25 protein-coding genes are annotated in these 26,135 nt (G+C 42.3%); 13 read left to right on the top strand and 12 right to left on the bottom strand.

The window, feature by feature from the left end:
- Window positions 1–417 precede the first annotated feature (417 nt).
- The 9 genes from AC4II3_RS09410 to AC4II3_RS09370 all read left to right on the top strand — a co-directional run bounded on the left by AC4II3_RS09410 (window position 418) and on the right by AC4II3_RS09370 (window position 6,581).
- The gene (locus AC4II3_RS09410; protein ID WP_490722809.1) at window positions 418–2,079 is read left to right on the top strand and encodes a ShlB/FhaC/HecB family hemolysin secretion/activation protein; all 1,662 of its coding nucleotides are present in this window, start codon (window positions 418–420) and stop codon (window positions 2,077–2,079) included.
- Between the two features lie 582 nt (window positions 2,080–2,661).
- Entirely contained in the window at window positions 2,662–2,931 is a 270-nt protein-coding gene (locus AC4II3_RS09405) for a ribbon-helix-helix domain-containing protein (RefSeq protein WP_293114011.1), read from the top strand.
- An 8-nt stretch (window positions 2,932–2,939) separates the two neighbouring features.
- Window positions 2,940–3,284: a type II toxin-antitoxin system RelE/ParE family toxin gene (locus AC4II3_RS09400; protein ID WP_070391078.1), complete on the top strand. Its 345-nt coding sequence runs from the start codon at window positions 2,940–2,942 to the stop codon at window positions 3,282–3,284.
- 140 nt (window positions 3,285–3,424) lie between these two features.
- The gene (locus AC4II3_RS09395; protein WP_488008138.1) at window positions 3,425–3,691 is read left to right on the top strand and encodes an antitoxin; all 267 of its coding nucleotides are present in this window, start codon (window positions 3,425–3,427) and stop codon (window positions 3,689–3,691) included.
- 2 nt (window positions 3,692–3,693) lie between these two features.
- Window positions 3,694–4,002, top strand: coding sequence for a type II toxin-antitoxin system RelE/ParE family toxin (locus AC4II3_RS09390; RefSeq protein WP_488008136.1), 309 nt, complete (start codon window positions 3,694–3,696; stop codon window positions 4,000–4,002).
- A gap of 221 nt (window positions 4,003–4,223) precedes the next feature.
- A complete protein-coding gene (locus tag AC4II3_RS09385; protein WP_488008134.1) occupies window positions 4,224–4,796 on the top strand; it encodes a Uma2 family endonuclease in 573 nt (190 codons plus the stop codon).
- 306 nt (window positions 4,797–5,102) lie between these two features.
- Window positions 5,103–5,870 (top strand): peroxiredoxin-like family protein, encoded by a 768-nt coding sequence (locus tag AC4II3_RS09380; RefSeq protein ID WP_488008132.1) that lies wholly within the window; start codon window positions 5,103–5,105, stop codon window positions 5,868–5,870.
- Window positions 5,871–6,189: 319 nt separating this feature from the next.
- Window positions 6,190–6,372, top strand: coding sequence for a DUF6888 family protein (locus AC4II3_RS09375; RefSeq protein ID WP_488029283.1), 183 nt, complete (start codon window positions 6,190–6,192; stop codon window positions 6,370–6,372).
- Window positions 6,369–6,581, top strand: a complete 213-nt coding sequence (locus AC4II3_RS09370) for a DUF6887 family protein (RefSeq protein WP_488008130.1) — start codon at window positions 6,369–6,371, stop codon at window positions 6,579–6,581. Before AC4II3_RS09375 ends, AC4II3_RS09370 begins: the two co-directional genes overlap by 4 nt.
- A 109-nt stretch (window positions 6,582–6,690) precedes the next feature.
- On the opposite strand, the gene AC4II3_RS09365 is transcribed toward AC4II3_RS09370, so the two are convergent.
- The gene (locus tag AC4II3_RS09365; RefSeq protein WP_008189740.1) at window positions 6,691–6,945 is read right to left on the bottom strand and encodes a hypothetical protein; all 255 of its coding nucleotides are present in this window, start codon (window positions 6,943–6,945) and stop codon (window positions 6,691–6,693) included.
- A gap of 397 nt (window positions 6,946–7,342) precedes the next feature.
- On the opposite strand from AC4II3_RS09365, the gene AC4II3_RS09360 reads away from it, so the two are divergent.
- From AC4II3_RS09360 to AC4II3_RS09345, 4 genes are all read left to right on the top strand, one after another.
- Window positions 7,343–7,537 carry a type II toxin-antitoxin system HicA family toxin gene (locus AC4II3_RS09360; protein WP_488008127.1) on the top strand — a complete coding sequence of 65 codons (195 nt, stop codon included), beginning with the start codon at window positions 7,343–7,345 and terminating at the stop codon, window positions 7,535–7,537.
- Window positions 7,534–7,749 (top strand): type II toxin-antitoxin system HicB family antitoxin, encoded by a 216-nt coding sequence (locus AC4II3_RS09355; protein WP_075896543.1) that lies wholly within the window; start codon window positions 7,534–7,536, stop codon window positions 7,747–7,749. Before AC4II3_RS09360 ends, AC4II3_RS09355 begins: the two co-directional genes overlap by 4 nt.
- Window positions 7,750–7,954: 205 nt before the next feature.
- Window positions 7,955–8,200 (top strand): DUF4160 domain-containing protein, encoded by a 246-nt coding sequence (locus AC4II3_RS09350; RefSeq protein ID WP_488008124.1) that lies wholly within the window; start codon window positions 7,955–7,957, stop codon window positions 8,198–8,200.
- A complete protein-coding gene (locus AC4II3_RS09345; RefSeq protein ID WP_008189761.1) occupies window positions 8,172–8,438 on the top strand; it encodes a DUF2442 domain-containing protein in 267 nt (88 codons plus the stop codon). Before AC4II3_RS09350 ends, AC4II3_RS09345 begins: the two co-directional genes overlap by 29 nt.
- A 420-nt stretch (window positions 8,439–8,858) precedes the next feature.
- Here AC4II3_RS09345 and AC4II3_RS09340 read toward each other — a convergent pair whose 3' ends face one another.
- The 11 genes from AC4II3_RS09340 to AC4II3_RS09290 form a co-directional block, all read right to left on the bottom strand.
- Window positions 8,859–9,509 carry a hypothetical protein gene (locus AC4II3_RS09340; protein ID WP_488008121.1) on the bottom strand — a complete coding sequence of 217 codons (651 nt, stop codon included), beginning with the start codon at window positions 9,507–9,509 and terminating at the stop codon, window positions 8,859–8,861.
- A gap of 203 nt (window positions 9,510–9,712) precedes the next feature.
- Window positions 9,713–15,898 (bottom strand): RHS repeat-associated core domain-containing protein, encoded by a 6,186-nt coding sequence (locus AC4II3_RS09335; protein ID WP_488008119.1) that lies wholly within the window; start codon window positions 15,896–15,898, stop codon window positions 9,713–9,715.
- A 56-nt stretch (window positions 15,899–15,954) separates the two neighbouring features.
- The gene (locus AC4II3_RS09330; protein WP_490722808.1) at window positions 15,955–17,442 is read right to left on the bottom strand and encodes an FG-GAP repeat domain-containing protein; all 1,488 of its coding nucleotides are present in this window, start codon (window positions 17,440–17,442) and stop codon (window positions 15,955–15,957) included.
- A gap of 670 nt (window positions 17,443–18,112) precedes the next feature.
- Entirely contained in the window at window positions 18,113–18,868 is a 756-nt protein-coding gene (locus tag AC4II3_RS09325) for a thioesterase II family protein (protein WP_488008114.1), read from the bottom strand.
- Window positions 18,822–18,947, bottom strand: a complete 126-nt coding sequence (locus tag AC4II3_RS09320; RefSeq protein WP_488008112.1) for a hypothetical protein — start codon at window positions 18,945–18,947, stop codon at window positions 18,822–18,824. The genes AC4II3_RS09325 and AC4II3_RS09320 overlap by 47 nt, the downstream gene beginning before the upstream one ends.
- Before the next feature lie 241 nt (window positions 18,948–19,188).
- Window positions 19,189–20,748: an AGE family epimerase/isomerase gene (locus AC4II3_RS09315; protein ID WP_488008110.1), complete on the bottom strand. Its 1,560-nt coding sequence runs from the start codon at window positions 20,746–20,748 to the stop codon at window positions 19,189–19,191.
- 10 nt (window positions 20,749–20,758) lie between these two features.
- Window positions 20,759–22,288, bottom strand: a complete 1,530-nt coding sequence (locus AC4II3_RS09310; protein WP_488008108.1) for an AGE family epimerase/isomerase — start codon at window positions 22,286–22,288, stop codon at window positions 20,759–20,761.
- A gap of 366 nt (window positions 22,289–22,654) precedes the next feature.
- Window positions 22,655–23,242, bottom strand: coding sequence for a sialate O-acetylesterase (locus AC4II3_RS09305; protein ID WP_488029284.1), 588 nt, complete (start codon window positions 23,240–23,242; stop codon window positions 22,655–22,657).
- Entirely contained in the window at window positions 23,217–23,567 is a 351-nt protein-coding gene (locus AC4II3_RS09300; protein WP_488016887.1) for a sialate O-acetylesterase, read from the bottom strand. Before AC4II3_RS09300 ends, AC4II3_RS09305 begins: the two co-directional genes overlap by 26 nt.
- Window positions 23,568–23,982: 415 nt before the next feature.
- Complete coding sequence (locus AC4II3_RS09295; RefSeq protein WP_488016885.1) at window positions 23,983–25,329, bottom strand: alkaline phosphatase PhoX; 1,347 nt, start codon at window positions 25,327–25,329, stop codon at window positions 23,983–23,985.
- 26 nt (window positions 25,330–25,355) lie between these two features.
- Entirely contained in the window at window positions 25,356–25,895 is a 540-nt protein-coding gene (locus AC4II3_RS09290; protein WP_488016883.1) for a pentapeptide repeat-containing protein, read from the bottom strand.
- Between the last annotated feature and the right edge of the window lie 240 nt (window positions 25,896–26,135).

The following is a 26,135-nucleotide window of genomic DNA, read 5'->3' as shown; positions in this document are numbered from 1 at the left end:
GAAGCATTTGGATAGATATAGCGCTACGCCCAAGGCAAGAGCCATGCATACAAAAGTTGACTAAAACAGCTTTTGTTGCTTGTATCAATCTCAAACACCTTAATGCGTAGTGCTATAAATACGGGATCATTTTAATAGTTTTGTGGCATGGGCATCTGGCTGTAGAACAGGCATCTTGCCTGTTTCATTTCCCAGCAGGCAGGCATCTTACCTGTTTCATTCCCAGGCAGGCATCTTGCCTGTTTCATTTCCGAGCAGGCATCTTGCCTGTTTCATTCCCAGGCAGGCAGGATGCCCACCCCACTCCTATTCATCCGAAGATTCAGCAATGCGAACAAAGCTGAAACTATGTATCATACACTGAGATCGATTATTGTAATTTCAGGCTCTAGCATTATTCCCATCGTGAGCCTAACTATGGCAGCAGTGGCTCAGTCTACTCCACCCCCAGGAGTGAACCTTCCCAGCGAAACCCCTGAAAGAATTCAGGAAACCATTCCCACCCCATCTGATTCACCTCCTCCTGTTCCTGAAGAATCTCCAGCATCACCACCGGATCCAAGTCTGGAAATTCCTTCCTCTCCCCAACTCCCTGAAGTTCCAACTCCATCCACTGTGCCATTCTTCGTCACAGAAGTGGAGGTGTTGGGAAATACGGTTTTGCAAGAAGAAATTGCAGATAAAACAAACCAATATGAGAACCGTGTAGTAAGGTTTGAAGAGTTGCTTCAACTGCGTTCTGATATTACTAAGCTCTACATTAAAAATGGTTACATCACCTCTGGCGCATTTTTGCCGGTCCAAGACTTTAGGAAAGGTGTTGTGAAAATCCAGGTGGTTGAGGGTGACTTAGAACGGATTGAACTGGAGGGATTAAACCGTCTGCGGGAAGGATATGTGCGCAGTCGCCTTGAAGTGGCCACTGACACACCATTAAATCGAAGCCGCTTAGAAGAAGCCCTGAAACTGTTGCAACTTGACCCTTTACTCAATCAAGTGGATGCGGAGTTAACTGCAGGAAGCGGCTCTGGTAGCAATATTTTGCAAGTCAAACTCAAAGAAGCCTCTGCCTTTCACGCTGGTATTTCTACCGCCAACAACCAATCTCCTAGCATTGGTTCACTACAAACCAGGCTGTTTGTTGCCCATGATAATCTTTTAGGTTTTGGCGATCGCTTCACCACTCAATACAGCTTTACCGAAGGGCTAGACCTCTACGATATCAACTATTCTATCCCCGTCAATCCCTACAATGGCACCCTTACTGTACGCTACAACAACAGCGACAGCGGGATTATCGAAGATGAATTCGAGGAGTTTGATATCGAAAGCGAAACTCGCACCTTTTCTGTCAGTTTTCGCCAACCGATATTCCGCTCCTCAGAACGTGAATTTGCTCTGAGTTTAGCCCTAGACTTGCGTCGCAGTCAAACCTTTTTACTCGGGGAACCTTTTTCTTTCTCAGTTGGCCCAGAAGACGGCGAATCCAAGGTAACGGTATTGCGATTTTCTCAAGATTGGATAGACCGTAGTAGCCCTAGTCGCATATTAGCTGCTCGCTCTCAGTTTAGTTTTGGGTTGGGTGCCTTTGATGCAACTATCAACAATACTGGGACTGACGGGCGATTCTTTAGCTGGTTGGGACAATTCCAATGGGTACAACAGTTGTCACCGAGAACGACCCTGATCACACAAATTAATGCTCAGTTAACCCCAGATTCTTTGCTCTCCCTAGAACGCTTCAGTATCGGTGGCGTGGATACTATCAAAGGCTATCGACAAAACCAACTGGTTGCTGATAACGGTATCCTGGGTTCGGTACAAGTCCGCATTCCTCTCACCTCAGATCCTAGCAAACTACAACTAGCCCCTTTTTTTGAAATCGGTACAGCTTGGAATAATCTAGATCCTGACCCTGACCCCGCCACCATTGCTAGCTTGGGACTAGGCTTGCGATCGCAAATTATCTCTGGTTTAGATTTGCGCCTAGACTATGGTATCCCGTTGATTGAGGTTAACAACCGGGGAAATTCCCTACAAGAGAATGGTTTCCACGTTTCAGTGGGCTACCAGCTGTAGGTTCGCAGCTGAGTTTTGAGCAAAAGTCTATGCGATCGCATTTCACTGAAATTCCTCCATACTAATGTGCTAAACAACCCATAAAACCCTTTTTAAATTCGGGTTACAGCAATTGCTTCAGAAAAAATGTACCCATGTATATTAGGGGTTTGTTTTTGCGTTCGCCTAGCGTGGCCGTAGGCCAATCGCATTCCTATAAGACTCTATATGTAATCGTCTCAAGACCACCATCAGATAAGCTTCAGAGCAATTGTACCCATTAATGGAAGTCAAAAGGTGAATCTCTCTGGATACGCTTGGCCAACTAGGGAGATGAGCTGAGATTAGTTAGTGTTAGGCTCTTAGTGTCGATAACCACACTTACCGGGATTAGTTTGATGGAAGCCTAGGAGCTTGATTGTTTTAGGGATTAGGGACTGAGGCCGTTGGCCACGCTACGCGAACGGAGTAGGGAGGAGGCAGTAGGGAGTAGGCAGTGACTGTGTGACTGGTGACAGCTAAAGGGCAATATATGCGAAATATTGCCCTTTAGCTGATAGAATGTTACAGTGTCTATAAACACTTGCTGTCAAGGAGCTTGCTATGCCGTCTGTGAACAATCAGCCCCCCAAACGCATCAACGCTACATTGCCGGAACCGCTAGCGCAATTTGTCGCCGAGATGACAGGAGAAAACGGGCTATACGAAACCCCCAGTGAATTTGTTCGGGATCTCATTCGCAAACATATGGAAAAAACTGCTGCGGCTGAACGATACGCCATAAACAGCTTATTGCGGCAGTCTCTCCATGAGAACAGTTATACCCTTCTGACAGAGGATGATGCCGACACCATTCGCCATAGCCTCAGTTAAATAGCACGATGACATTCTCCATGCAAAAAAGTGCCCTGTTTATGCGACAGTGGCGGGACTATGCACAGAATTACAAAAACCGTGCTGGAGTAGATGTGGCCGAACGATTCATCGCCGCCGTAGAGCAAGCCTTGGATTTCATCAAAAACAATCCCTATGCCTGCGCTCTCTACGATGCCGGTGAAGGATACGAGGATCTGCAAGTCTATCAATTCAGAAAATGGCGCTTGCAAGGTTTTCCCCATGCGGTGCTGTTTCGCTTAGAAGATAACGCAACCATCCTGGTGGAAGTCCTGTATGCCCATAAAATGCATATACCATCGCGTCTTATGAGTGATATGGAAGGGATTTAGTTAGGTAAGGTGATGTTTTCTTAAACATCAATGGGGAGAGGGGAAACACGGGGAGGCGGAAAAGCAACAAAAGTTGTTATTGTACAAATGTTGTTATTATGCTAAGATCTTCTTGTTGTTAAACAACATAGGGATTTCCCATGCCTAGGCTTTCGATTGAGATCACCCCAGAACAGCATCAGAAGCTCAAAGCGATCGCAGCCCTGAGCGGCAAAACGATTAAGGAATATGTACTTGAACGCTCTCTGCCTGATGTGCCCATCAACCCAGAACTAAGCTCGGAAGAAGCCCTCGCTCAACTGTCTGCCTTTCTCAAGCCGAGAATAGAAGCCGCTGAACGGGGTGAATTCTCCCCCAGCACTTTTGCAGATATTAAGCAGAAAGCACGTAACAATATCCAGTCCTGAAGATGCCCTCATTTATTCTCACCGATGCAGCAGAGCAGGATTTGCTAGAGGTCTGGCGCTATACCTATCAAACATGGGGAATGGAGCAGGCAGACCGTTACCTTGACAAGCTGGAAGCTGCTTGTGAGAGCATCGGTACTAATATGGCTTTTGGCAAGGCTTGGCAGGATATTCATCCTCACCTGAAATCCATTCGTTGTGAACATCACTACCTATTCATTCTCGACGACCAGACTAATAAGCCTGTGATTATTGCTGTTCTACACGAACGCATGGATTTCCTTACAAGGCTCAAAAACAGGCTCGATTAGGAGAGAAAACAAAGAACCCATTCCACGAAATTCAAATTTCGTGGAATCTCTGGCAATATTTCAATTCCCTCTAGATATTAGACGTTTTGCAAAAGTTGTCTTTCTCCCACAGATTTCCTGGTATCAAAATCGCTTTTGTCACAGGTATATAGGCAATAACTTCTCTCATTTACCAAGCTGAAATAGATCAAATTAATACAGATTAAATCAGGATAATTGCTATGACTGAAAGGATTGATCGAGTCAGTTGGAGAATCGATGATTTAGAACTATTACCTCACTCTGAAGGGACAATATACGAAATAATTGACGGAGAATTATTTGTGACCCGAACGCCTCACCGACGACATCAACAAATTTGTGGGAGAATTTTTAGTTATTTGAATAATTGGTCAGAATCGACAGGTAATGGTGAAACCATTATTACTCCCGGAATTATCTTCTCAGATGCCGATAATGTGATTCCTGATGTAGTGTGGGTAAGCCAAGAAAGATTAGCTCAAATAGAAGATGAAGCTGGACATCTTACCGGAGCCCCAGAATTAGTGGTGGAAGTAATTTCTTTTGGTAGAGAAAACGAAAAACGCGACCGCGAAGTGAAAGTAAAATTATATTCAGTTCAAGGGGTAAAAGAATATTGGATTGTCGATCGTTTTCGTAAGCAAGTAGAGGTATATCGCCGAGACAAGGTAAAATTAACTCTAGTTGCTACCTTATTTGATCAGGATGAGTTAACTTCTCCTTTATTACCAAATTTTGTTGTACTAATCAATCGCTTTTTTCCGGTTAAGTAAAACAGCACGGATAACTGAATAATATCACCAAAATTATAGGTTGTCATACTCGGCATATTCAGGATTATCCCAAATTTACGATCGAGGCCGATAAATACCTTTGATTGAGGCAGCAATGTGAGTAGACCTGCTGGTAAGATTGAGTATCTGCTTTGGCTGGGAATGGAGAGCCACCAACAACCTCCTGATTTACCAGCAATTCAACAAATTAAAGAAGAAGCGATCGCGTGACTCGCAAAGCTCAAACCAATGTCCAAACGTGCTTTACTTTTAATACCACATTCCCCTTAAAACAACCGGTTTATAATGAATCCTTACACAATCTTAAATCAGACCCACTGCCAGCGGGTAAGTGATGGAGTCATCCTGCCACTTCTGAGCGGTTGTGAGTCAGCCACCCGTCAGCTGGTACTTGTCTGGCCCCAACTTGGAGATTTTGACAGTCTCGAATACGCTTGGTGGCTGCAACGGGAAGCAAAAAGGTTACAGAGCGAGGGTATAGTAATACGAGCTGTTGGTATTGGCAATCGCGATTCTGGTAAGCGATTCTGCAACTATACGGGGTTTCCTGGGGATTGGCTGTTTGTCTCTCCCAATGTACAGCTGCACCACCAGCTTAATCTTTATCCAGGACTATCGCTTAAGCTACCAGGGCTCTCAATAACCCTAAATACCTACTTGAATTTGCTGCTGATGTGTGCGGGTATTGGTAGTCCTGGCACTCTAGCTGAAGTATTTCGAGGCTATTGGGGCGATAGTCAGGCTCCGCAGTTGCTCGATGATGAGGAGGTTGTGCGAGGTGTACCACTTCCCCCTATCAAGGGCTCATTCTTCCGGCTGGCTGGTGGCAAAGGTTTTCAAAGACCCTTTGAATTGGCAACCCTGCGGCTGCGGAATATGACAGAGGTTTTAAGCCACTGGAATACTTATGTACCCAATGGGGCTTATCTGACCCAGCGAGGGGGAACTTTCTTATTCGATTCACAGGGGAAATTACTCTACCAATACCGCGATGGCGGGCTCCTTGGCTTTGCTCAGAATATGAGTCGTCCACTGTCGTTTTTATTAGATTAGCTCTACCAAAGCGATAGTAACAATGTCTTGATAGATCTTGTGTAATCGAACCTACCCTACTTGAGTGACGCCCGCACTATCTCCTCCATCGTCCCAGCATGTTTTTGGTTAAATTCACCTATTTCTCGATTAACCTCATTAATAGCCGCTAAAAGCTTACGCACGCTTGTTAAGCAGCGATCGCTCAACAAGGCGCTAATGATGAAAAGAACAAAGGAACAAGAATAGCAATTTGTGTTTAACGAGGAGAGATGTTGGTGAGCTAGAGCGGCAACTTCTGATCTGCTATTATATTTAGTATGTACCTGGAAGTTGCAGTTTGCCAACACAGCAGCAGTTAGTAACCGTGGCATTTCTATGTCAGTTGCTTTCTAACCTATACCAGCCAATTCAGGTTTTTCGTTACGATCAGGGGTTCAAAACGATCTATGTGCAGGCTGGAGTAAATGATGAAATTGCGCTCGTAATTTATGAAGATGGAAGCTGGGAATTTGTTCTATGATGCACAATCTGTCCCAAATGACTAACACAGAGCTGAAGCGTTATATTTCTGAGCATCGAAATGATGATAAGGCTTTTCACGCTGCAATGGAAGTTTTGATGAGCCGTCGTAATCCTGCTAATCGCCATCCCTACCCTTTTGAACTCAAAAATCCTGAGGCTGAAGTTGAAGCAATTTTGAGAGAGAAGCTTAATCATACTGAGATTTAAATCCAAGGCGGGTTATGGCATCCAAGCAGCTGGCTATGTCTAGGCTTAAGTTGACACCAATGGCTGTCGGCTTCCGCCTCTGCCACACTGGTAATTTCAAGAGAGTATTTCATGAATCGACTGGCAGGTTATACTGGCGACGCTGCTCTTGGGCAAACTCAGCGAAAGACCGAAATCGACCTGCCTGGAAATCATTCAGTCCTTTTTGAATGCCCTTTATAGCCTCCTGTGAATCTTCCACCTCCGACTCTAAGACACTAGCCAGCAATTCAGACGCAACCAAGCTAACATCTTGACCTCGCTGAGCAGCATATTCACGCAGTAGTGCTTCTAATTCTGAGCTAAGGGTAACAACAATGGTCATCGACCTACGTTCCTCCCAACCTTTGCTTCTTAGCTGCATTCTAGCAAAGTGTGGGGGTGCGTTACTAAAGCATTTCCTAAACCCAGCCGACAAGATCGGGTACGCACTATAATATAAAAGTGCAACAAATTGTCAAGCCCGAACAAATTAATACTCTCGATCTTGAGGAGATGAATCATGAATCATGCGAGTTCTGAACTAACACGTGCGCTTACTGATTTGCGTGACTATCTATTAGTATAATTTTAAAAAATTATACTAATAGATTCCACAATTATTACTTTGTAGATAATTCTAAAAAATAGAAAATAATATCCAATTAATTAGTTACAATAGGTTGATAATCTAACACTATAAAATAGTTATAATCCGATTAAACTTAATAAAAACTGTCTGAATGAAAGTTAAAGAGGTACTTAAGCGATTAAAAAAAGATGGATGGTATCAAGTAAGAATGCGGGGAAGTCATAGAATTTTAACTCATCCTCAAAAGCCAGGTATTGTAGTAGTTCCAGGTAAGCTAAGTGATGATATACCCATCGGAACATTAGGTGCAATTTGGAAACAAGCACAGTTAGGAGATGAACGATGAAAAAATATGCAGTAATTTATGAAAAAGGCGATACCAACTGGGGGGCAATTGTGCCAGATTTACCCGGTTGTGTTAGTATTGGTGACAGTTTGGAAGAAGTCCAAGAAAATGTTAAAGAGGCGATCGCACTTTATCTGGAAGTTTTGGTCGAAAAAGGAGAAAAAATCCCTCAACCTCAAACCCAAGTCGGATTTGTAGAAATAGCAGCTTAATCCCTAGTTTCTCAAAATGCTACAAGATCTCAAGATCTATTGGGTGGGATGGTGCGTTCAGTGATATTCGGTCAATAAATGTCTTGATAGATCTTGTGTAATCGAACCCACCCTACTTGAGCGTACGCACTACCAGACGACTTGATCGCGCTGCAAGCCAAAGTTCAAGACATGGTAACCAGCATAGTGTTAGAATTATTCCATTATGCCAACAATTTTACGGATCGGTCCTTATCGTTTCTACTTTTATAGTCATGAGCCGAATGAACCACCGCACATCCATATTGACCGTGATGCTTCATCTGCTAAATTCTGGCTGGAACCAGTCAGTCTAGCTAGCAATGTTGGTTTCAGTGCTAAGGAACTTCGGAAATTGCAAGGGATAGTCCAGGACAATCAGAAAAATCTATTAGAGGCTTGGTATGGGTATTTTGGCAATTCGAGCGGATGAGAGAGTTAAGAATGTCTACTTTACTGAAGAAACCATTAGTGTTGATTTAATGGATGGGCGGAAAATTACCGTACCTCTAGTTTGGTACCCAAGGCTACTTAACGCCACACCAGATCAACGTTCAAATTGGGAAGTTTGCGGTGGTGGTTATGGCATCCACTGGAGCGACATAGACGAGGATTTGAGTACAGAAGGGATGCTGCGTGGTGCGCCAGCCCCATCCTCGAGAAATTTATGAGTTAATCGAGGTGAGGGACTCTAACGTTCAAGCTCACTGGCGGCAGGGATCTAACGGTTACGAGCTAAGCGATCGCCAGTTTGTCCAGTGCAGCATCAGAAAGGTTACGCAAAAGCTCGTGATTGTTGGGTTTCGTGCCTCAACATTATCCCCCCTTTGAGTCAACCTGATGAATTGAGGTCCTCGTTTATGGTGCGTTCGGTGATAGTCGGTCAAAAAATGTCTTGATAGCTCTTGTGTAATCGAACCCACCCTACTTGAGTGACGCCCGCACTATCTCCTCCATCGTGCCAGCATGTTTTTGGTTAAATTCACCTATATCTCGATTAACCTCATTTTTCGCAACTTTATCGTCTGTAGTAGAGCTATCGGTGCTATCAGGATTTTCGGCGGATTTAGAAACTTCAAATAGCTTTTCTCTTAGGGCATAGGCATCACGAACGAACTAATTTGCTCTGGTGGAAGTTGTTTCGCGTCTGCTATTTTTTTGTTAATATCCTTAATCTCAGCATCCAGTTCATCTTTGGTCATATTAAACAAATGACCACCAATGGGAAAACATGCTTGGCTTGACCCTAAGGCATCATAATGCTGGCTATAAGATTCTTTGAAGTTATTGAGTAAGGTTTGATAATCAGCGCCAGAGGCATTGGGATCTGAGTCATCTTTTGTGCCACCATCGGGAGAATTGCTATGACGCTTGGTATTGGTTAAATGATCCATTAAGGCATAGGTATCCTTGAGCATTTTTTTGGTATTGTCTGAAGGGACTTTTACCGCTTTCTCCATCGCCTGAGCAAGTTGATCCACTTGTTGATTGACCTCACTCTCGGTCATGGTAAATGGATTTTTTAATTGATCAAAACCTTTGACATCCTCCAATTTCTTAAACATATCGCCGGTAGAGTCTTTGAAAGAGGCTATTTCCGACTTTGAGATGGGTTGACCACTTTCCATTTTGTCTCTAAGACCTTGTGCCTGGTTTAAAAAAGAGGCTGCATCATCTTTGGACAGGTTAGAAGCACCGGCAAGTGCCTCACTCAATTTCTCAATCTCAGCCTCGGTTGTCATACCGGTGATTGGATTGATTTTTCCTTGGGATTGGGACTGGGAAGAATCGGAAGATGCTTTTAAAGACTCTTTCGCTTTTTGGGGTTGAGTTGGTGTATTATACTTTCGAATAGCGCACCCTACAAGAGCGATCGCACGTTTAAGACAGTCGCTACAAGAGCTGCGATCGCACTTTCAGGACATCCCGGCATTGAGTTATTTGCTTAAAGCGCTAGGAAGAATAACGCAACTTCCGCAACCATTTCTATTTCTGACGGTAGTGCTTCCACTTCCGCAGCGCCAGCAGCTTCCGCAACACCCATGCCCGTTCCCGCTTCTTCGCTGGCAGCGGCACTAGCAGAACCCACGCCTTCATCAGCGGCACTTTCCCCTGCTGTTTCGCCAGCACCTTCTTCCCCTTCAGCCGCATCTTCTTCGCTACCGCAATTATGAACCAATAATTTGTCTTCGGAAACAAAAAAGTTATGAGCTTTGTCAACGGAAAGATTATAAGCAGGAAAGGCTTCTTCTACATAATCAACCGTTACGCTTTCCAGAATAACCGATGTGCCATCTTGGGAACGGATGGCATCCCCCTCTTTTAATTTTCCTGCTGGCACCCATCCTTTGTTTTTGACATAAAAAGGATGCTCCGTTGTTGTGCCGATGGTTTTTCCTGATTTCGTCTTCAGCGTAACTGCATCATTATGCAATTTTACAGATTTTGCTGTAACAGGAAATAAATCCGTTTGCCGAGTTTTTTCGTTATATCCCCATATTTTCTCTTTGAGTTGCAGATCTTCGATATTTTTCATGCCTGACCTAGAAGAGATTTTTGTTGCAGGGATAAAACTAAAACGTTGGTCAGAACAACTTGGTGGCTCTGGAGAAAGCATGCCTCCTGCCCCTGGAACCTTTATAGGCACTTCTGTTGCATATTGGGTAGTCATTTCTGTTGCATATTGGGTAGTCATTTCTGTTGCATATTGGGTAGTCTCTTCCGTTGCATATTGGGTAGTCTCTTCCGTTGCATTATCTGCTACTTCATCACCTGCCTCAGCATTACCAGTACGCTTAGTACGCTTTGCCCATTTTTTCTTTCCCCATCCTCCCAGGAAGGTTATTGCGTCCACACCAGTGCATATACCTGTAACTAGGGCTACTGTATTTGCCCTTTCTTGTTTTTTACCACCACTCTTGGACCCTATTCCAGCCGATATCGCAGATACCCCTCCTTCTACTGCACTCAATGCTCCTACTATAGCGAGTGAACCTGTGCCAACACCAGCTATGATGCCCAGACAATGCCCACTAGGATCGATAGAAGCCATAGGGTTATTCAGCACATAAGCATATCGATTAAACGCATCCTGGGTAAACCTGCTAGCACCGAGTTGGCTATCGCGAGTGATAAATCGCGCCATCTCAGGATCGTAATAACGGGCATTGAAATAATAGAGTTGGGTATCATCCAGTTCTTTGCTGCCAAATTTAGGGCGGAAGTCAGATAGATCCGGTGAACTTTGATCGAGAACAATCTTTCCGTAAGGTTCATAAACCACATTTTTATTTTCTGAACCAGAGACCACCTCGGTACTATTGACTTGGTTTTTATGAAAAAAGATCGTTTTTTCATCTGTAGCCACTCCATCCGCACCCAAGGTTTTCTTGACCGCCGCAATCTTGCCCACATAGCTTGTGCTTGTTAGTTCCGATCCGGTTTTTTGAATAATATAGCTAGGATCTACATAGAGGACAGTTTGGTCTTTCCCTTGATTCGTCTTGATAATTCTTCGACCACTACTGGCGTATTGGTATTCTTCATTAAAGCCTGGTAGCTCTGTCTTTTGTGCTGAACGGAGTCTGTTTTTAGCATCATAAATATAAATATAATTCCCGTCATCTGCACTGTTGGTTTTAAAAAACAAATTCCCATTATCATCGTAATAGAAAGTCGTTTCCCCCGTGCTGGACTTTGCTGATAACAGTCGGTTGCCCTCAAACTGATCGTAGATCACCGATCCATCATTAGAACCACCGGTATAACTCTTTTGGGTCATATTTCCGGAAGGGTCATAATCATAGGTAATGGTACCGTAGAGATCCGAAGCACTCGCTGTCTTCAAGCGGTTGTTTTCGTATGTAAAAGATTGGCTTTTTCCGACCTCTGAATTATTGATATTCAGTAAATTCCCGAGTTGATCCCAATTATAAGTATAATGAAGCAGAACGCCCTGGGTATCCGACAAAATACCTTCTTTGCGTTCTATCATTTCTCGATTTTGGTTAATCTTTGTATCCAGAGAGTTGATTTCGTCTAATAACGCTTCCTTTTTCCCTTGCTCATCAGCGAGAGTTGCCATTTCATTTTGCGAATCTTGATTTTTTTGTTGAAGCAAGCGATTTTCTTCTTTTAGATGCTGAATTTCCCGATACTTTTCCTGTAACGCTTCACTCTCATGCAAGGCTTGGTTGCTTATCAGACCATGGTTTGCTAATAAACCAGACTCTGGATAATAGTCAAATTGCTCAATTTCGGTCGGAGTCAGCACTATATCAGGGCTAACTGTTGTCGGATTGTAATATTCAATTTGACGCACTCTGGAACGAACGTTGTAATCCTCAAAATCGGCGTATTTTTCCGTTTTATTCTGGGTTTCGTAACTAATTGATTCCAGAAATCCACTGTAATCCTGGTAGGCTTTAATCACTGTGCTATCGTCTGGAAGAGTTTTGGTTAATAATCTTCCTGTGGGGGTATAAGTCATGCCAAATTGGCAACCTTGGTCCGTATATTGAGGACATGCGGTTTCCAAATCTGTTTGGTATTCATTCGGCAAAAATACTGCCTTATCGATAACGTTCCCTTGGGAGTTATATTGATTAAAGTCATAGGAATAAATAGCACGATATTCCTCACTGTCAATTGTTTCTGTTGAAGAAATCCTGGATAGCTGAGCTGAGTTATACTTTGAATCGCCAGAACTGTCAGGAATCTCATCATAGTATTCACGGTTGGTCGTCGTTGTAATCAGCTCTCCTGTTATTAGCGTTCCGTTGACAGAGTCTTGGAGAAGACGGTTTACGTTATCATACTGGTAGCTAATGACTTGTCCTTTTGCATCTATTTTGTTTTCTAAATTTCCTCGCAGATCGTATTGGTAGCTATTGTTAGACAGCACCTTTTGTGAATCAGCAGTGACCCATTCCTCTTTTCCAATCACATCGCCTAAAGAATTGTATTTGAAGTGGTTGGTCACGGCCATGGAAGCGCTTCCTGGGCTTTCTACTTCAACTGTCCTTCCTAAACCATCATACTGGTATTGAGTCGTCGCCAAAGTGCCTTCTTGATCGCCCTGTGCCACGGAAATCGGTTTTCTCTTATTGTTGTAGAAAGCAAACTTCGTTACATTGATGTGGGGCTTGCCCAAGGCATTACTTGTGGTTTCCGTGATTGTATTTCCATCGCTGTAGTTCCAGGTGGTGGTTGTGGGGGAAGAACCATCTTGATTGGCATCAAACGGAGTGATTTGTTGGGTCATCCTCCCCGTTGAATCGTATTTGTACTCTACCCAACTCACATTCCCTTCCGAGAGAAAGTAAGGATTACTTTTTTGAGCAAGGAGTTGCGGCGTTTGCCAAACTTTTTGCAGTACGACCTGTTTTCCAGCTTCTCGTTGGTGCACTGTCCTATAGGATCTTCCCAGTCCATCTTTATAGAGAATAGTGGCTCGAAAACCCTCTGGATCTGCCTTCCATAAGATACGGTCTTTGTGCTCAAAGTAGCTTGTGCCCGCAGAATCCTGATGCCAACTCATGTCTTTGTAGACTATAAGCTTCTCCTTGCTCGGTTTGATGGGGCTGGCATCCCCGATCATCATATTTGAACAAGATTGACCATCTCCAGCAATGCCTTGCTGCTTAATTTCATCGGGAATAAGCTCTTGATGCAATATCATTCTCCCAAAAGGATCGAGGCATTGTATATCCCAGAGATTACCTGAAGATTTACTGCCGACCTTTTTGCCAAAACGCGGATCGTAAAAGGTATAAGAGGTAAGGGCTTTTTTGCTGACATCAGGTTGGGCTGATTCCTGTTTTATGGCAAGCGCAGGATAGTTGCCATCGTAAGTAATCTTACTTGCCAAGGGGATATTGTCCTTGCCAATTAGATTGTAGGTCGTTTCTGGGCTATCGAGTGCTGCAACTTGAACAATACTTTGAGGATATCCATAATTTGTATATTCTCTATAGGCTTTACCCACCCATTGATTATTTTCGCTGTCATAAGCTAGCGAACTCTGTAAAATACCCTGACTATTGTAGTTATCAAAACTCCATTGAAGATCCCGACCCAGCTCAAAATCAGTAGTTTCTACCTGCTCGTAAGCAAGCTTCCCATTGGTGCTGATTCTGCTATAGCGGGGGAATCCCAATCGCCAATTTTGCAGGTCATTGTGATAAGTATGGTATATGGTTACTGGCTGATGATCTCTGTTGATATCTCCTTCTCTTGTTTGCTTAGTAGGATTGCCGTAAGCATCATATTCATAATTGGTAACCACACTGAATCCAAAGGTGGGGTCAGCATTAAATTTCTGAGTCAGAAAGGTTTGGTAAGTGTTTGGATTTAGTAAATTTCCGCCAACTTCGGGGGCATAAGTACATTGCGAGTTTTCACTGTTCTTGCCAGCACTACATTTGTACGTAAAGCGTTGGAATTGCTTGATACCAGAGGATGGGCAACCATGGGAACCCGATTGCATTTGCGATACATCGCATTGCAAAATATTTTGGCGAAAACCAATTAAGGGGAACTCCTGAGTATAGGTTGTCGTCACCACAGAGTTTAAGGCAAAATCTTTTTTGCTCACAAACTCAAAGCCCAACCAGCCTCTCCCCTGCCGGTTGAGTTTTGCGCCCTGGTAGAAAAAATCATATCGGTATTGATACCCTTGTTTTCCTGTTGCCGAGTCTGGTTTTCCTTCTCTGAGCAGATAGCTGTCCACCACATAGCGTTTTGCTTGTCCGCCTACATTGATATTTCTCACCTGAGAACCGACGTTTATCGGTGCAGGAATCTCCCGATTTGGCGAAGTAATATTTGTATTGGCAGAAACCACAGTTGCCCCAAAGGTAGCGTCCATTTGATTTTGATTGGGTTTAGCAGGCAAACCTTGATATAAAGAAGACCTTGTCAAGGGGCCGTAGCCGATCAAAATCTTTCCACCCAAGGGATTCGTAATTTGTGCGATGCTATCAGCAGGTCTAGGTACTGGAGTCCAGGCAAACTCAGTTGCTGGAAAACATTGGTCTGCTGAAGTAGACGCCATGTCTTTTGGAGCACATTCTTGAATCGAGGCGACTAAACTCCGGTTAGTATACGAACTGGTTCTGTAGGTTATGTTGTATTGTTTTACGAGAATATCCCTTCGCTTGGCTGGATCGGATAGCTTCGTTGCCACAGAGGAAAGTCTAAGCCGGGTTTCAATGTAGGCTTTACTTTGAACCCTGGTAAATTGATCGGGACGATTTTCATAACCGAAAATAACTTTGCTTTTTGCCCCCCCATTACTATAGGCATAATTGATTTGCTCAACATAGTATCGGTTTTCATGTTCACCATATTGAATCGTCATATCATTTCCGTAGCGATCTTTTTTCCCCACCAACGCCCAAACGCGCGTATAGGCATTATCCGATCGCTCCGTCAAAAAACGTCCCTTTAAAACAGCCTGCGAACTGTAGTCTGCCGATAGATTGCCGTAACTCAAAACGGTCCCGTCTTTTAAAGTCACCTCAAATCGGCAAGGTTCGTTTGGATTGCATTTCTCCACACCACTTTGTGAAGGATTATCATTAAGCGCTACAATCTTTTTCCAACTTTCTTTCTCCGTTCGATATTCATTTGGGGCGTCCGGCTTCCAGTATGGCTCCCCCGAATTTTCGTTAAGGCCAATCAGCCGCTGCCCGTCTAGACAAAAGCGGTCATCAGAATCGTAGTTAACTCCTCCTTTGAACCCATCCTGGATGTAAGTTGCTCCACAGCGTTCAAGTTTAGAAAGGCCACTGACCTGCCAGCCCATGCCCATAATGTCGTTCGGATCCTGGCTGTTGTAGGTAAAAGCCAGTTTAGGCTGTATTTTTTTAATGCCTGGAGGAACTTCAATCGGAAGGCGATAGGTGGCTGCGCCTGTGTGCAGGTCTGTTTCAAAATGCCCTTTATCTTGGGAAGTATAATAGGGAGCAGTTAGAGGTTCGGCAGACGCAGACGGTACCAGAATTCCCTGGAATCCATTTAAGAAGATATATAAGCAGATCAAGAATCCAATTAAAAATTTTCTGCCGATGGTTCGAGCAAAAACGCTTAAAATGCCAAAACAGGTAGATTGTTGCAATACAGTAGACATTAACGACCTCGTATAATTTTTTTTTAAAAGATGTAATGCAATGTGGTAACTAGAGTTTATTGGGAGGCAATTTTCACAAGTTTCCGACTATTGATCCAGGCTCCTGTTCGCCAGTCCGCTCGACTCTGCACTATATCCAGTAATCCATCGCCGTTGAGATCGATCAACCTTACGCCCATATCACCTTGCCCCTCAACCACAATAGGCGTTGGGGGGATATATTCCTTTTCCTCACTCCAACCGTTCCCATTATTGATCCAAGCTCCTTTTTGCGAGTCTGATTGATTCTGTATCATATCCAGCAATCCATCCCCGTTGAGATCGATCAATCTCACTCCCATATCACCTTTCCCATCGGCCACAATATTTGTTGGAGGGATATAATCGTTCTGGCTCTCACTCCAACCGTTCCCAGTATTGAACCAGGCTCCGGTTTGCGATTTTGAGGATGAAATATATTGATTCTGGACCATATCCAGCAATCCATCGCCGTTGAAATCGATCAACCTCACTCCCATATCACCTTTCCCATCGGCCACAATATTTGTTGGAGGGATATAATCGTTCTGGCTCTCACTCCAACCGTTCCCAGTATTGAACCAGGCTCCGGTTTGCGATTTTGAGGATGAAATATATTGATTCTGGACCATATCCAGCAATCCATCGCCGTTGAAATCGATCAACCTCACTCCCATATCACCTTTCCCATCGGCCACAATATTTGTTGGAGGGATATAACCGTTCTGGCTCTCTCTCCAATCGTTCCCAGTATTGAACCAGGCTCCGGTTTTTGAGTTCGAGGATGAAATATATTGATTCTGGACCATATCCAGCAATCCATCCCCGTTGAAATCGATCAACCTCACTCCCATATCATCACCTTTACTATCCACAATGTACGGGGGAGGAGTGTAATTGTTCTGGTTATTACTCCAATCATTGCCAGTATTGATCGAGGCGATTTTTCCTGGATAGTTCTCTCGACTCTGCACTATATCCAGCAATCCATCTCCGTTGAGATCGAGGAACCTCACGCCCATATCTCCTTGTTGGACTCTTCCGTCGCCCACAATGGGGGGAGTGATATATTTTGTCTCTCTCCAGCTGTTCCCATTATTGATCCAGGCTCCGTGTGACTTACCTCGACTCTGCACGATATCGAGCAATCCATCGCCGTTGAGATCGATCAATCTCACTCCCATATCATCACCTCCACTACCTACAATATTTGTTGGAGGGATATATGACCGATACGGATTCCAGTGACTCAACAGTTCATCAGCATAGACAAAACCATTGTCAAAGATAAACGATAATAATAAGAATATGACAGTCAAAAAGGATACGATTTTCATAGGAATTACTTTGCCGGTGGTTTTAAAATTATTTGGCGATCGCCCCCACTTATTTAGAATAGTCTCGGCTTTAGTCAAGTCGATTTTATCGACATAATCACCACTGATTATTTTTAACAATTCATGGACATAAAAGTCATTCTTTTGCATCCATGGTATCAATCCATAAACGACTTGAATCAACCCCATGGAGTCTTCAAGATTATCCTTAGAGATTATTTTATAACAATCCCGCTCATCTTTAGGGGTGATAATAAAGCTAGAAGACAGACTGTATAAGGGCTATAGCCTTCAAGCCTTTCTTGAAATAGAGGCGTTTATGAGGTTTAAGAGTCATCAGCGGCAGGAGAATAAACTGAACGGGCTTCATCGCCTTTTTTGAAATCAATTTCGCCAAAAATCCGTTCGTAGCTTAGTAATTGTTTAGCCATATTTACCTCTACTTATTCAGAGTATGTATCCCAACTCTGTAATGCTAATTTTTTAGGTTCTACCGAACTTGCTGTGTAAAAATATTAGATAATTATTATTATTATTGCTATAATCCTTATTGGGCGGGAGTTATAGTTTTTAATATTCAAATAATTCTTTATAAATAACCTGTCCGATCAGACCTAGTGGTCAATTAGCGCGGTTTTCTACACACTATGTGTAGTAGATTCATTTTTTATTACACTAATTTGAAGTATACAGGTTTTACTACTCTTGTCAACAGTTTTTTTGTTACGAAAGATTAATCGATATATAGCAAAGGGACTCTAATAAAAGCTGGTCAAAAGCTTTTGCTCCCCGCTCGCGGTGGCCTACGGCCTCCGCTACGGGAACACCAGATGGGGATTTCAAGGAAAGACCCAAGGAATCACCTTTGCGCGTACGCAAACGTTGTGATTAGCTGCAAAAGCTGATTACACTCCTTTTTATTATTAATAAAGAAATGGCCACCAGGAAACATGTCTATCGTGAAAGTGCTACTGGTTTGGTCACCCCAGGCAGTAAGTTCATCACTGTTGGCGTCGGTATCCTCCAAACCTCCGAAAACAGATATCGGACAATTAAGTGGGGGTTCGGTAGTGTAGGTATAGGTTTCGTTAATCCCTAAATCGGCTCGCAGGATCGGTAGAAACAGCTCCATTAGCTCCTGGTTTGCTAGCACAGCCTCTGGTGTACCATTATATTGACGCAATTCTTCGATCAACTCAGGCTTGGGCAAGTTATGAATGGGAGGTTTTCGGGCAGCTAATTGAGGAGCGCGGCGACCGGAAATGAACAGGTGTCGAGGACTCGGGGCTTCCTGGCGGCGGAGTTGACGGGCTAATTCAAAGCTGATTAGTGTTCCCATACTGTGACCAAAAAAAGCGAAGGGGATATCTAGATAGGGCAGTAACAGTGGTGTTAGGGTTTCAATCAGGGGCAATAGTCCAGTAACCAGGGGTTCCCGCAGTCGCTTGCCCCGTCCAGGCAGTTCCACTGGGCAGACTTCGATATCCGGTGCCAATTGCTCTGGCCAAGTGCGAAAGCTAGAAGCAGCACCACCAGCAAAAGGAAAGCAAAATAGGCGCAGGCGGGCTTTAGGATTTGGTTTTGGGCAAGTGATCCAAGAGTTGGTAGTAGTCATTGGTTATTTTGAAGAGAACAGGGAGTAGGGAGTAGGGAGTAGGGAGTAGGGAGTAGGGAGTAGTGAACGAAATTATCACAATTCCTACACGGATTGCTATCTTTGGAAAGTAATCAATAGACTTCGCCGCAGAAGTCGGGAAATGGATCACTTTTGTAATACAAGATAATAGGCTTAGTGGTTATTTCACTAAGCCCATAAATAGTTTACAATAAAATCCGAGTTATATTAATATCATGTGCAGATAATTAGTGATAAAAAACCTTGTCCCTTGAAACCTTACTCCTTTCTTCTGCCCTCTGCCTTCTGTTCAGAAAACCCTATTTAATACCAGTAAAACTTACTATTACCCGATTCAAATCGGATATTGAAGGCAGATTACTATCAGTTATTGATGGCATTGGCGAGCTATTGATGTCAACAATATCACCTGTATAGTAGTAAGGTTTAATATTATCTTTTTCTTTGCCTTTCTTGCGAGCAAAATATAGTTTAACTTGTTCTCCTTGGTTTGCCTGAGAAGTAATATAGCCAACTAGGGCATGTTCATGGGAGTGAAATCCATTTTTCCAGTGGTATTGTTTAGGTAATTGCTTTTCTAAGGTCGGCCAAGTCAGTAAGTTCCATACTCCATGATTAGTATGATCTACCATATTTTCAAACCACCAATTAACAGTTGATTTTAAATATTTGTCAACGTAGGATGAGTCTTCCAAGCTAAGTGTTCCTGCCATTTGATCTAATTCAGCATAGACCCACCATTTTTTGTCAAGGTCACGAACACCTTTATCATTCTCATCAAAACTAATACCTCTACCCCAAAGCCCTGATTCTACATCATAAGCTTCCTCTAGCATACGAGATGCACCGATTTGGGCAAAGTCAATAAATCTTTGATTATTGAGAAGTTTACCAGTTAAGTAAATCATCCAAAAGGCTTTCATGGAATGACCATAATCTGTCGGCAGTTTTCCCTCTCCTATATTGTTAATTTCCATCCAGAATAGATTATATTCAGGGCTATAAAATTCGTTGATTACTGTACTTGATAATTTTAATAAATCTTGTTTCCATTCTGATTGATAAGGTTCTGGTAAGATTGGTACCAGAATAAGCATGTAGGTATAGATCTGATCCAATTGGGACAGCAAATGTTTTTTCTGTTTAAGCCAATTGTTAGTAACATTTTCATTTTTAACTTGCTTGGGAAGCCACATCATCATCTCTAGTTTTGGATCATAATAGGTCTCAAAGATAAAGTCCTTTAGTTTAATAATTTCTGGTAATAGTTCCTGATCTTGAGTTAGATAATAATAAAAAGCCATTCCCTGTAAAGCATAGGCTAGTTCTTGACTAGTACGCTTTAAAACAGAAGGGCCAGATTGGCGATTTTCTATTTTCAAGTAACTAAATGCACCACCATTTTCTCGATCAAGTCCATAGTTACGAATCCAATCTATTCCAGCTTTTGCTAAACTAAGAAACTTTGGGTTTCCACTTAAATGATAGGCTACGCAGTATGTGTAAACTTGACGAGACTGAGAGACAATATAGTTTTTATCTAAGTTGTTGGTAACATAACTATAATTGTCTCCTAAGTTAGTAAAAGTTGAACAGGGTTTAGATGGATTTACTAGATCACCATTGTCGCAGCGAAAACTAGGAAAATTACCCACAGGTTTACCGTAAGCAGTTTCCATCAACCACCAAGGATTGAGGTCTTCTTCTAGATGCTGTAACCATTGTTGACCCATCGTTATTTCTGTAGTTTGTTGTGATAATATTGGTTTAAATACGGTATAAAAGCAACAAACTATCAAGATAATTATGCTACTAATTAGACTAAATGCAAATTTGTTTGTGCGAATTTTGTTCAGCATTTTATTGATTCTAGTAAATTTCTGCGAAAGTAACTTCTATTTTCTTCATTTCAGGTATTGATTGTAACGGTTTTTTATTGATTTTTTCAATTTTACCTGTATTATAGTAAGGTCTAATTCCTTTGTTTTCTTGTCCTTCCTTACGGGCAAAGTATAGTTTAACTTTTTCTCCTTGAGTTGCTTGAGTAGTAATATAACCCACTAAAGCATGTTCGTAACTGTGAAAACCATTTTTCCATTTCGATTGTTTAAAACCTTTCGTTTCTAATGTTGGCCAAATTACTTTATTCCAGATTCCATGATTAGTATGATCTACCATATGCTTAAACCACCAATTAACTGTTGATTTTAAATAGTTGTCAACGTAGGATGAGTTTTCTAAACTCAGAGTTCCTGCTACTTGATCCAATTCAGCATAGATCCACCAAGTTTTATTAAGGTCTTTAATTAATTTTTTATTTTGATCAGCATACAATCGTGAATACCATGTTCCTGATTCAGAATCATAGGCTTCTTTGAATAACTTATCAGCACTAGTTCTCGCAAAAGTAACAAATCTGTCATTGTTAACTAATTTACCAGTTAGGTAGATCATCCACAAAGTTTTTATTGAATGTCCATAATCAGTTTTGCCAGTTAATATTTTTTTATCTTCTGGATTGTCAATATAATACCAAAAAGTATTATATTCAGGACTGTAAAACTGGTTCATTAAGATACGCGAGATGTGAACCAAATCTTTTTTCCACTGCGACTGGTAAGGTTCAGGTAATATCGGTGCGAGAAGCATTAGATAGGTGTTCATTTGATCTAATTGATAGACTATTCCTTTCCTTTGTTTTGTGGATTCTTGGTTTTGAGGGTTTTTAGGGAATTGAAGTATTATATCTTGTTCTGAATCATAGTAATTTTCAAAGATAAAGTCTTTTAATTTAATGATATCTGGCAAGACTTCTTCATCTTGAGTTAGATAGTAATAAAACGCCATGCCCTGTAAAGCATAGGCTAGTTCTTGACTATTACGCTCTGAAGCAGAAGAAAGAGAAGTAAGATTATCTTCAGATAAGACAGTAAATACACCTCCATTTTCTCGATCAAATCCATAGTTACGAATCCAATCTAATCCGGATTTAGCCAAAGTTAAAAATTTAGGATTTCCAGTCAAGTGATAAGCTACTCCGTAGGTGTATACTTGACGAGACTGAGCAACTATGTACTTTTTATTAAAGAAATTTTTAATCCAATTGTCTTCATCTTCTAAATCCTTAAACGTTGGGCATGGTTGAGACAAATCAAGTATCTCTCCATTTTCACATCGCAAGCTAGGAAAATTACCTACAGGTTTTCCAAAAGCACTTTCCATTAACCACCAAGGATTGAGGTCTTCTTCTAGATGCTGTAACCATCTTTCACCGGTTAGGGTTTGTAATTTTGGCTCCAGTAATATAGGTTGGCTAATGGTTGGTGACAAGCCAACTATCAAGGTAATTACTAAAGTAGTAATAATTACATATAAATAAAATCGATATTTTTTCATCATCTGTAAATAAATGGTTTTAGCAATTTGAGTAAATCAGAAATTCATTACGTTTCTTTTATTTCCGTCATTGCTGATAAATCTTACTCAGCTAAAGCTCAGGGGGTGACAAGCTAATTGAAAATCTTACAGGGGTTAGGTTTTAGGGGTTAGGTTTTAGGTAAAATTGCCCTTGCGGGATGGATTGATTAAAACTATCTATGCAGTTGGATTGGTGAAAATTGCTTCAACTGCTGGAAAATACAACAACACGAGTTGCGCTCATTAAACCCAAAACCTAAAACCTAAAACCTAAAACCTGCCTAGGTTTGAGCTTTGTTGTCACCCCTTGAGACTTTATAGCTATGATAATTGCTATATCTTTGAGTATTATCTTTGAGTAAGTTTACAAAATTTTTTAGCAAATCTTTTGCCAATAATCAAATAACTTTCCGTTGTAAAGTGAACCTTGTCTTGCAAAGCCAAGTCATCTGTAGTAATCATCTCAGTAGGTGGTAACTGGACTGTTTCCTGTTGCGCTTTAACCGTTTCCCAGTTCGAGAGCTTTGTTTTAAAAGTAGTGGTGCCAATTTGAGCAAAAACTACTGGTAACTCAGGTTTTCCTAAATCTTGACGGAAATCTTTTACCAACGTAACAAATTTATCAGCCCACTGATTAGGGAAATATCTTCGACTTGGATCGGCTTTAGGATTAAGGGCATCACTTTCTCCCTGAAAGAATAGTATACCTTTAATTTCTCCCATTGGTGAAGCCGCATAGACTCGCTTTAAGCAAGAGCCATACAAAGTATCTTCACTTAGATCTTTTTGCCACTGTTGAATAGTAGTGTCCCATTTAGCACAGGGAATTAAACCAACAATCAGTTCAGGATCGTATTTGAGCAATTCAGTAGCAAAGGCCATCCCTGGACCGACTCCAGCTGACTTATCTTCAACAGACGTGATCAACTTGTCCACTTGGTGAATCAATCGGTTCGCTGCCTAGATGCCAGCGGTAATCGTTTCCAAAGACAAAAACTCTGGGGTGGGTAACGGAACTAGCAGGTGTCAACGGACCACTTCCTGACATATTCGACTGTCCTGCCAAAATAAATAAGGACATCTTGCCTGGAAAATTTGCAGGAACCGGTTTGCTTTGATCATCCTTAATAGCGGAAGTCTTGAGGATACCGTAGCGTCTGAGCAACTGGTCTGCTTGAGCAGACTTTTGTAGTTTAATACCTAAAAAAGTACAGATAACTAAACCGATAACTAGATAGGAAAGTCTGGACCAAACTTTCATGATATTGCCTTTTTAGTTGAGATTTTCAATAGTTAGGATTTTAACGGTTATCATAGTAATAATGTCCTCAGTATTTTTGACTAATTTTGAAATTCCCTACTCCCTGCTGCCTGCTCCCTGCTCCCTGCTCCCTAAAAACCAGAAATTTTACCTCACAAGTCCTAGAAACGCTATATGTTAGTTAAAAGCAAATTTAACTTCAGTAATTACTAGTAAAAAAAAACTCTCATATCTTTATGAGAGTAAAACGCTGAAATATAGCTGATAAATTTTAGAATAACGGTTGTCATGCTGACACAACAATATAGAAATAATGCTACAGGGATTCTAAATGAATTGTAGTGATTTTTGATGCCATATTACCTGCTCCCTGTTCCCTGTTCCCTGTTCCCTGTTCCCTGTTCCGCTGTAGACTCTAAACCCAAGGACCTTGAATTGCGAATGTGATACCAGGCTCTTGAATGTTCACGAACATGATCCGACCATTGGGTGAGAAGCAAACACCAGCAAACTCACTGTTGTTAATCGCATTCCGTGCCAACTGGTAAAGCTCACCTTTAGGATTAACCCCAACCAGGAATTGGTCACCACCACCATCTTCACAGAGGATGAGATCTCCAGAAGGACTAATGGTCACATTATCTGGGTGTTCTAGTAAGCTGCGGTCATGGGACTCAATAAACAGTTCAATGGTGCCACCCTCTTGGGGATTGCTACCAGGAACATAGCGCCAGACTTGACCAGCTCCATTCGGCCATCCAGTCTCTGGATTTAACGAACCACCACTAGTAGATGTAAAGTAAACTTCATTATTACCGTACCATGCCCCTTCTCCCCTGGTAAATTGGGTTGCTCCTTTAGCAAAACCTTCAACCCGCACAGTATCTTCTTTGGGGTCTACATCCTCAATCCGAACCCATTCCACTGCCATGGGCTTACCGACAGGGAAGTTTTTAACCGTGATTTTCTGAAATGTTCCCTTGATCTTTAATGCCTCTAGTACACCGCCTGCTTTTAAGTTGCCTGGTTCCTTGGGAACAAAACGATAGAACAGGCCATCCATCCTGTCTTCAGTCTGATAAACAATCCCAGTATTGGGATCTACTGCAACGGCTTCATGGTTAAAGCGACCCATTGCCACTAGAGGCTCAGCTTGCACTACTTGACCGGTAATGGGCACTTCAAAGTTATAGCCGTGCTTCATCGAAACACTTCTGGGGTCATCTACCGGATAAGTGGTGGGAGTAACGGTGCTTTCTTCACAAGTAATCCATGAACCCCAAGGGGTTGGTCCACCACTACAGTTTCGTTCAGTACCAGCAAGGGAAGTGTACTGTTTGACCAGTTGACCATTGGCTCCCACTACTAGTGTTGTTGTCCCTCCGAGACACATGGGGTCATACTTGATATACTCTACTGCTACCAATCCATGTTTATCCAGTTGATGGGGGCTAAGTTCATGATTGCGCACCAGGACAGTATTACCTCCCGGTGCAGGAAAAGCCGCCATGCCATCGGGTCTACCAGGCACCAAATTGCTATCACTCATGGTGTCACCTGTGCGGGATAAGACTTTATAGCTAAATCCGGTTGGCAGGTCTAATAATTGATTAGGGTCTGGCTGAAGTGAACCGAAGCCTTTAGCTCGAAATGATTTACCAAGGGCCTTCTTGGCAAAAACCTCTTTCAACGGGGATGCTAGAATTACACTGGCGGTGCTAGCACTGGCTAAGGCAAAGAAGTGACGTCGTGATAAAGTCATTAGGTGAATAACGGATAGGTGTTTGATCACTCAGAGCCATCAGCTCTATGCCCATCAGGATAAATCGTCGAACTATCCAAGTAGGCATCACAACTATCGACGTTCTGGGCTCGAAATAAGTTGCAACCCCTCAACTGAGCCTTGGTAAGGATAGCTCTTTTCAGGTTAGCATTACTCAAATTGGCATGGCTGAGATTGGCATGGCTAAGGTCAGTGTCCCTCAAGTCCGCTGCTTGGAGATTGGCACCAGCTAGATTTGCGCCCTGTAAATTGGCACGACGTAGATTTGCTCTGAACAGATTGGCATTCTGAAGATCCGCCCCAGAGAGATTAGTCTGGTAGAGTTGGGCATCACTTAACTGAACTGCTTGAAGTTGAGCTTGGTGCAACTTGGCTTGACTTAGATTAGAGTAGGGCAGGTAAGTTTTTTTAAGATTGCTGCTGGTCAGGTCAATTCCTTGTATATCTGCTTCAAACAAGTCAGCTTCACTGATATCTACTCCACTAAAGTCTCGTCTACCCCTAGCATATTGTTCAAGTAACTCGGCTCCACCAATCTTTTTCATTGCGCTATATTATATAGGTCAGCTTTTGCCGCCCAATACCAATTTATAAAATAATGTCAATGCGTATTTATGCTTAATTATTTTATAAAGGTATAACTTTGTAGCGCCTTACACAGTTAATTATAATTCTTTTTTAATATTTGTAAATATTTACTACGGAAAAGAAAAAATATTTGACAATATAATTTTTTTTTATTATAATTAAAAATTTCTCGGAGCAGGGAGCAGGGAGCAGGGAGC

Source organism: Moorena sp. (assembly GCF_982860115.1).
The sequence above is the reverse complement of the archived record's forward strand: the minus strand, read 5'-3'. Positions and strand labels throughout refer to the sequence as shown.

Coding starts and splice junctions, on each gene's coding strand:
- AC4II3_RS09410 (WP_490722809.1), top strand. CDS start 418: ATGGCAGCAGTGGCTCAGTCTACTCCACCCCCAGGAGTGAACCTTCCC.
- AC4II3_RS09405 (WP_293114011.1), top strand. CDS start 2,662: ATGCCGTCTGTGAACAATCAGCCCCCCAAACGCATCAACGCTACATTG.
- AC4II3_RS09400 (WP_070391078.1), top strand. CDS start 2,940: ATGACATTCTCCATGCAAAAAAGTGCCCTGTTTATGCGACAGTGGCGG.
- AC4II3_RS09395 (WP_488008138.1), top strand. CDS start 3,425: ATGCCTAGGCTTTCGATTGAGATCACCCCAGAACAGCATCAGAAGCTC.
- AC4II3_RS09390 (WP_488008136.1), top strand. CDS start 3,694: ATGCCCTCATTTATTCTCACCGATGCAGCAGAGCAGGATTTGCTAGAG.
- AC4II3_RS09385 (WP_488008134.1), top strand. CDS start 4,224: ATGACTGAAAGGATTGATCGAGTCAGTTGGAGAATCGATGATTTAGAA.
- AC4II3_RS09380 (WP_488008132.1), top strand. CDS start 5,103: ATGAATCCTTACACAATCTTAAATCAGACCCACTGCCAGCGGGTAAGT.
- AC4II3_RS09370 (WP_488008130.1), top strand. CDS start 6,369: ATGATGCACAATCTGTCCCAAATGACTAACACAGAGCTGAAGCGTTAT.
- AC4II3_RS09365 (WP_008189740.1), bottom strand. CDS start 6,945: ATGACCATTGTTGTTACCCTTAGCTCAGAATTAGAAGCACTACTGCGT.
- AC4II3_RS09360 (WP_488008127.1), top strand. CDS start 7,343: ATGAAAGTTAAAGAGGTACTTAAGCGATTAAAAAAAGATGGATGGTAT.
- AC4II3_RS09355 (WP_075896543.1), top strand. CDS start 7,534: ATGAAAAAATATGCAGTAATTTATGAAAAAGGCGATACCAACTGGGGG.
- AC4II3_RS09350 (WP_488008124.1), top strand. CDS start 7,955: ATGCCAACAATTTTACGGATCGGTCCTTATCGTTTCTACTTTTATAGT.
- AC4II3_RS09345 (WP_008189761.1), top strand. CDS start 8,172: ATGGGTATTTTGGCAATTCGAGCGGATGAGAGAGTTAAGAATGTCTAC.
- AC4II3_RS09340 (WP_488008121.1), bottom strand. CDS start 9,509: ATGACAACCGAGGCTGAGATTGAGAAATTGAGTGAGGCACTTGCCGGT.
- AC4II3_RS09335 (WP_488008119.1), bottom strand. CDS start 15,898: ATGTCTACTGTATTGCAACAATCTACCTGTTTTGGCATTTTAAGCGTT.
- AC4II3_RS09330 (WP_490722808.1), bottom strand. CDS start 17,442: ATGGGGTTGATTCAAGTCGTTTATGGATTGATACCATGGATGCAAAAG.
- AC4II3_RS09325 (WP_488008114.1), bottom strand. CDS start 18,868: ATGACTACTACCAACTCTTGGATCACTTGCCCAAAACCAAATCCTAAA.
- AC4II3_RS09315 (WP_488008110.1), bottom strand. CDS start 20,748: ATGCTGAACAAAATTCGCACAAACAAATTTGCATTTAGTCTAATTAGT.
- AC4II3_RS09310 (WP_488008108.1), bottom strand. CDS start 22,288: ATGATGAAAAAATATCGATTTTATTTATATGTAATTATTACTACTTTA.
- AC4II3_RS09300 (WP_488016887.1), bottom strand. CDS start 23,567: ATGAAAGTTTGGTCCAGACTTTCCTATCTAGTTATCGGTTTAGTTATC.
- AC4II3_RS09295 (WP_488016885.1), bottom strand. CDS start 25,329: ATGACTTTATCACGACGTCACTTCTTTGCCTTAGCCAGTGCTAGCACC.
- AC4II3_RS09290 (WP_488016883.1), bottom strand. CDS start 25,895: ATGAAAAAGATTGGTGGAGCCGAGTTACTTGAACAATATGCTAGGGGT.